At 39.4% G+C, this 6,420-nt stretch carries 2 protein-coding genes; both read right to left on the bottom strand.

Annotated features, from left to right (window positions below; all coding sequences use genetic code 11):
* Nucleotides 1–305: 305 nt before the first annotated feature.
* A complete protein-coding gene (locus ACTCNA_RS17215; RefSeq protein WP_016775526.1) occupies nt 306–2,342 on the bottom strand; it encodes a RagB/SusD family nutrient uptake outer membrane protein in 2,037 nt (678 codons plus the stop codon).
* 13 nt (nt 2,343–2,355) lie between these two features.
* On the bottom strand, nt 2,356–5,607 hold the full coding sequence (locus ACTCNA_RS17210; protein WP_462949176.1) for a SusC/RagA family TonB-linked outer membrane protein: 3,252 nt from the start codon (nt 5,605–5,607) through the stop codon (nt 2,356–2,358).
* Nucleotides 5,608–6,420 lie beyond the last annotated feature (813 nt).

Below are 6,420 nucleotides of genomic sequence, written 5' to 3'. Positions count from 1 at the left end.
CTCTCCAAACCAATAATAAATGCCGTTATGGGAAAGAATTCCACCACCGTGAGCATTGATGTGGACACTATCGGTGTCGTACCAGATTTTACCGGGGTGAAAACTCTGATGATTCAAAGTTTTTTCTTTATTATTAAAACACCCGGAAAAGCAAAGAACAAGTATCCAAATAAAAATCGGGAATAATATTTTTTTTCTTATATGATTTATCATTACAATATCATTTATTTCCAGAAACAAGAAAAAAAGGCGCCCAAAAGGCACAAAATGCATTTTTGGGCACCTCCCATTATTTGAATCAGGGATTAATATTCAGCACCTTGTCCCGCAACTGTTGGCCATCCAGGGTTCTGATAAATTGGTGAAGTTGAGATAGTCTGACCATCTTCAGATGAAATAAGAAAATGCTGAACAGCTATTGGCTCCAGGTAATGGGCTTCAGTAAAGTACAGACCATCATAAAAATTATTATTGGTCTGGACAATCTGATAAGGTCGTAAATAATCACTGAGAGTAGGAGAAGAAACAGTATTGTCCTTTTCATCTGGTTGATCTGCCAATAATATACCTTCCTCATAATCATTTCGCATTGGCCCCCAAATCTTACAACCCTCAATCTGAAAGCCGTCAAGTTGATCCATGGCTCTCCAGCGCAATAAGTCATTGTAGCGTTGACCTTCACCGACCAATTCGCTACGACGCTCACGGCGAATATTATAGAGCGTTTCATCAACAAGCTGACCTTGGGAATATGCTCCCCAGTCATTTTTGGCTTCTTCGCTCATTACAGTATGGCTGATAGTAGCTGTATAATCTTCATTTACTCCGGCTCTGGTACGAATTGCCCGCCAATATTGATCTGCTTTTGCATCAATGTAGCCATTCTTTTCATAACTGGCTTCCATATAGATCAAATATGCCTCGGCAGCCCTGAATATTACAGGCGCAGTAATATCCTGTCCGAGAATTTGCATATCATAGTCAAGGGCATATCCTTTTCCAAGCATATAACCGGTTGAAGTAGAGTATTTTCCATCTGAACTATATACCATTGGTGCTGTTTCGAAAGTCTCAGGATTTTCAATGTTCTCAAAGGCTTTAACTTCTCCGGGTGCTTTCATGAACAAACGCCACCGACTATCTCTGTCAACTTTTGTATCCTGAATATAGTCATCTCCGGAGTACCCGCTGGCAGGATCATAAACAGGTAGGCCATTGGCCATAAGAAAGGATTGTTCCATCTGGTGAGTATAACCTTTTTGAGCACCATAATAAATATAGTGATTATAGCTGTGTGCCCTTCCCTGGTCAACACTGTATTGTCTGAACATCAGAACTTCCGGATAAGCAGAAGGATCGGGGGTAGCAAACATATTATAATAATCATTGACCGGTTGAGAAGCACTTTCCTGAATAACCTGATTATTACTCACCAAAGGTATCGCATCAGCAATTTCGGAAGAGGCCTCCATCGCTTCATCCAGGAAAAAATCAATCTCTCCCTGCAAACTTCCACTCGGAAAAGTATAACCGTTGTTATACTCCTTATCGGCACCCGGCCAGCCGGGACCGTTTGGAACGAGAGGAGTTCCTGCATGGTATTTAAGCCAGGTCGCTTCGAACAAAGCAACACGTGCTTTTAACAACAGTGCTGCATTGCGGGTAATTCTAACCTTACCTCCTTCAGGACTGTTAGATAGCAAATCAATCGCTTTGTCCAAATCTTCCAGAATAAAACGTGCCACCTCATTACGTGGACGGCGCTGGGAGGCCTCAGTAAGCACTTCCTGATCATCGGGTAACGTTTTTGTAACAATTGGAAAATCACCCAACTTTCTTAAGCGATAAAAATACTCATGTGCTCTCAAAAAATAGCCTTCACCAATGTAATGCTCAACGTTAGCTGAGTTTCCATTAATTTCACCATCCTCATACCTGGGGACAACGGTTTCCAGATAATAATTTAGCGCGTAAATATTTGAAAAATTCCATTTTCCTCCTGTTGCGGGAACCGTCCATAAACCGGGAACATACCGATTATTCGAGCCTCTTGTCGTTGCATTATCTGTAGCCAGATCATTAAAATAGAATGATTCGCCACCACTCCCATAATGGCTTGGAATCATTCCTCCTTTATCATCACTTCCCTCATTATACCAGGTATAATCTGCGTAATATTTAATAGTATAAGCAGCCAGGTGCGACTCTTCCCATAAATATTTTTCAGGCGTAACATCTGATGGTGGTGTTACATCCAGCTGATCATCACAGCTTGCCAAAATAAGAGTACCTATTCCTAATGCAAGTGTAATTTTTGTTGAAATATATTTTAATCTTCTCATTGTATTGTTTTTTTTAAAAGTTCACACTTAAACCAAAACTATAAACGGTTGAAAGCGGATAAACAGTTCCCCCCTGTTTACCAATGCCGGCTGTTTCGGGGTCCATTGTTTCCGACAGATTGGTAATTGTCAACAGGTTTTCGCCAGAAACATAGATACGGAGATTTTGTAAAGAAAGCCTGTTAACAAAAACTTCAGGAAAGGTGTATCCAATCTGAAGATTTTTCAGACGCATATAAGATGCATCCTGCAAATATTTGGTTTGAGTCTTATGGTTTTTGTTATTAAACAAAGGACGAGGGTAATAAGAATCAGTATTCAACCCCAGAGGATGATCGGGATCGTCACGAAAATAATCAAGATGCTCAGTAAAAGCAGTAGACCACCACTGTCCGCTTCCGGTAGCCCCCCAGAATACCATACTGTTCTCGCCTGGATCAAAATCACGCTTTAGAACTCCCTGCCAGAACATTTGCATGTCGAAACCTTTCCAGGCTGCGTCAAGAGTTATTCCTGTTAGATATCTGGGTGTACTGTTTCCGATTTTTTTAAGGTCACCCATGTCGTGAATCGTATACTCGCCATTATCCACCCGGCCATCACCGTTAATATCTGCATACATAATATCTCCAGCAGCCCAGTTGCTACCGATAGCATCCTGGCCTCCCTCCGGAAGCGACTCAAGATGCTGTTCCATCTCCTCATCAGTTTTAGCAATTCCTACAGTGGTATATCCGTAAATATTGCCAGTAAAGGTTTCCTCAACATACCTGCTTAAACTCCCGGTTGGGTTCCCATAGCGCAGTATTTTTGTTCTGGAATCGGCAATATTAATCCGGGCGCCATAGCGAAATTCCCCTTTTCTGTCTCTCCATGACATTTCAAGTTCCCAACCCATTGTTTTAAGATCAGTATTGTTGGTCTTTGGAACAGCAGTACCAAGAATAGCCGGAAGCTCAACTCCCGGGCCAACCATATCGGTTGTTTTTCTTACAAAATAGTCAAATGAACCTGTAAGACGATTGCTAAAAGCTCCATAGTCAACACCGATGTTGGTTGTTTGAATTTTCTCCCAGGTTAGCGTTGACGAGATCAGCCCCGGAACACCCGCCGTATTAGGTTTTACACCATTTATAATCCATTGCCCGTCAGCAGCACCTGTAGGCAAAGTTTGATAAGTAGGATACCAATTATCTGTATTTTGGTTAGACAGTTCACCATAAGAAGCCCGTAGCTTAAAAGTACCAATTATATCTTCCATATTACCCCAGAAATTCTCACGTGCTACATTCCAACCTAAAGAAGCAGATGGAGCCCATGACCATCTTTTTTCAGCCCTGAATCTGGATGTTCCATCATATCTTAAATTGAATTCGGCAAGGTATTTCTCATTCAAATCGTAGTTTAACCTTCCGAAAAATCCTGCAGTTCTCCACTCCTGATATTGACCATTGATAGACATATTATCATTATTAGTGGTCAAATTCAAAACCGGCAAATCAGTAGTAATCATATCCGTACGTTGAGCATTCATATCACGGTATTTCATCTGCTCGTACTGAAACCCAAGCATCCCCGCAAAGTTATGACTACCAACCTGTTTTGAATAATTTGTATAAATATTTGGAGTCAGGAAAGTAGATTTATAGGAATATTCATAAACCTGGTCGTTATTCGGACTGGTGAGGGCCTTATAAGTGTTTTCAGGATTATCTGCATAATGAGAATATACCCTTTTCTGATCCCAATGTGTCCAGTCATTGCCGGTTCTTACATTCATTTCACCAATAATATCCCAGTCCTTGAGTGGGGATAGAGTCACTTTTGCCTGTTGATACAAATCGTCATTTTGTTCTTTGTGCCGGCCCCCTTCCGACATAGTCAGGATGTAGTTGATGTCGGCCATATAATAGCCGTTGGGATCTTTTATGGCCCTGATTGGCCTTGCCCTTCGCAGAATATGATCATAAAAGCCTTCATTCATATTTGTAGGACGGGCATATTCGGTACGAATAAAGCGACTGGAATAGTCAATTTTCAGGATGTGGGTGAGCTGAGCTGAGATTTTTCCTGTTAACGAATAGCGATCGTAATTCTCTGTGCCATATCTCATAAAACCATCCTCGGTCATATAATTAGTAGACAGATAATAGGTAAAATCAGAATTTCCTCCACTTATACTGAAATTATGCTCCTGCGAAGGCGACCAATCCTTATAATATTCATCCAGCCAGTCGACATTGGCATAAGTATAGTCATAGTTCCATTTCCCACCACTGCCAAAATAAGCAACATCGTTAGGGTCTAGTTCTCCATCGTAATAACTTTTCACTAATTGTTTATAATCCTCGCTGTATAAATGCGAGTTTGATACATTGAAATTAGCATCGTCGAAAAAGTTTACAAACTCCCACGAACTTTGCATGTCAGGCATCATAACAGGTGTTTTAAAGCGGAAGTTGTTATTGTAATTAATAACTGTTTTTCCTTCTTTTCCACTCTTTGTTGTAATCAGAACAACACCAAAAGGAGCTCTTGAACCATAAATCGATGAAGCTGCAGCATCTTTTAATACGGAGATACTTTCAATATCCTGTGGATTGATGGTATTTATATCGCCTTCCATCCCATCTATGAGCACAAGAGGGTCTCCTTTTGAACCTTCACCAATAGTCCCGGTTCCCCTGATATTAATAGTTTTGGTTGCATCAAGTTCTCCTCCAACCCCACTATTATAAATATTGAGTCCGGGAATTACACCTTGCAATGCCTGAACCGCATTTGAAACAGGACGCTCTTCCAAATCTTCAGAAGAAGCAGTTGCCACTGATCCTGTAACATTGATTTTTTTCTGGGTTCCGAAACCAACCACCACAACTTCTTCTAAAGAAGCGGTGCTTGGCTGCATTACAACATTAATAATAGATTCTGATCCTAATTCAATCTCACGACTTTCATAACCAATAAAAGAGAAAACCAAAACGGGATTGTCAATTTCGGGAACATCAAGCGAATATTTGCCTTCAACATCGGTAATAGTTCCTCTTGTTGTTCCCTTTATCAGAATATTGACGCCGGGAATCGGATCTCCAAGCTCATCAGTAACAGTACCGCTAACCGTAGTTACTGTTTGAGGAATGTTTGCATAAGAAATTGTTGTGCCCGATAAAGACAAAAGCACAATCAATAATAAAAATGGCCCCATTCGAAAATGGTCCCTGAAACTTTTTACAGATTTTTCAGGGAATAATCTGAATTCTTTCATACAAATAATGTTTTAAGAGTTTTTTAAATAACTTGATTTGGCTATATGAGGAAAATCTTCACATCTCTGTTACAAAAGGTTACATTATGTATAAAACCCGTATTTCTTTTTCAACAAAAGATTCGATTTTTACTTCGTAAACTTCAATTTTTTAATTTTCTAAACTGGTTTCCTTTGGATGTTCCTATTGAATCATTTCCCAAGTTTTTGTTTACAAACTTTAACCAGTGTCAAAATTAAGATGAGCTTAAGAGGAGAGATTTCAGAAAACCGATATATGCTATAACAAATTCACTTATGTTATAATTTATTTGAAAAAAGCTGAAACTTTTTTGATGACGGAATTTAATAAAACAGCTTAAAGAAATATATACCAGCAAATTAAGTAGGAAAACAAAAATTAACAAAGTCTCACAACATTGAAAGAATCGAGCCCCGATTACTTGGGACGAATTCCATTTGACCTAAATCAATAAATTTTATACGGGTAAATAGACGAGGCTAATCGCCAATCACAATGCCAACATTTTCTATGACATCGAATTATTCTAAAAAGTATGAATACTTTCGAGCAAAAGTATCCATACTTTCGAAGAAAAGTATCTATACTTTTGAGGAAAAATATGGATACTTTTTATCACAATACTCTATTAAGCCTTTTGGGGGATTATAATTAGTGTCTGTCCATAAAGTACCATTTGCTGTGTTACGCTCATCCAAAATTACTCATTTACGATGAGTAAACTCCGTATCTTCGGACTTCGCAAGCCTTGTAAATGACACTTTCTGAACAGACACACATATAGTAGAAAT

The organism is Tangfeifania sp., from assembly GCF_055108615.1.
Note: the sequence above shows the minus strand (reverse complement) of the source record. Positions and strands in the feature narration are given on the sequence as shown.

Bases quoted from the DNA above. Each gene is read 5' to 3' on its own strand.
- ACTCNA_RS17215 (WP_016775526.1), bottom strand. From the start codon at position 2,342: ATGAGAAGATTAAAATATATTTCAACAAAAATTACACTTGCATTAGGA.
- ACTCNA_RS17210 (WP_462949176.1), bottom strand. From the start codon at position 5,607: ATGAAAGAATTCAGATTATTCCCTGAAAAATCTGTAAAAAGTTTCAGG.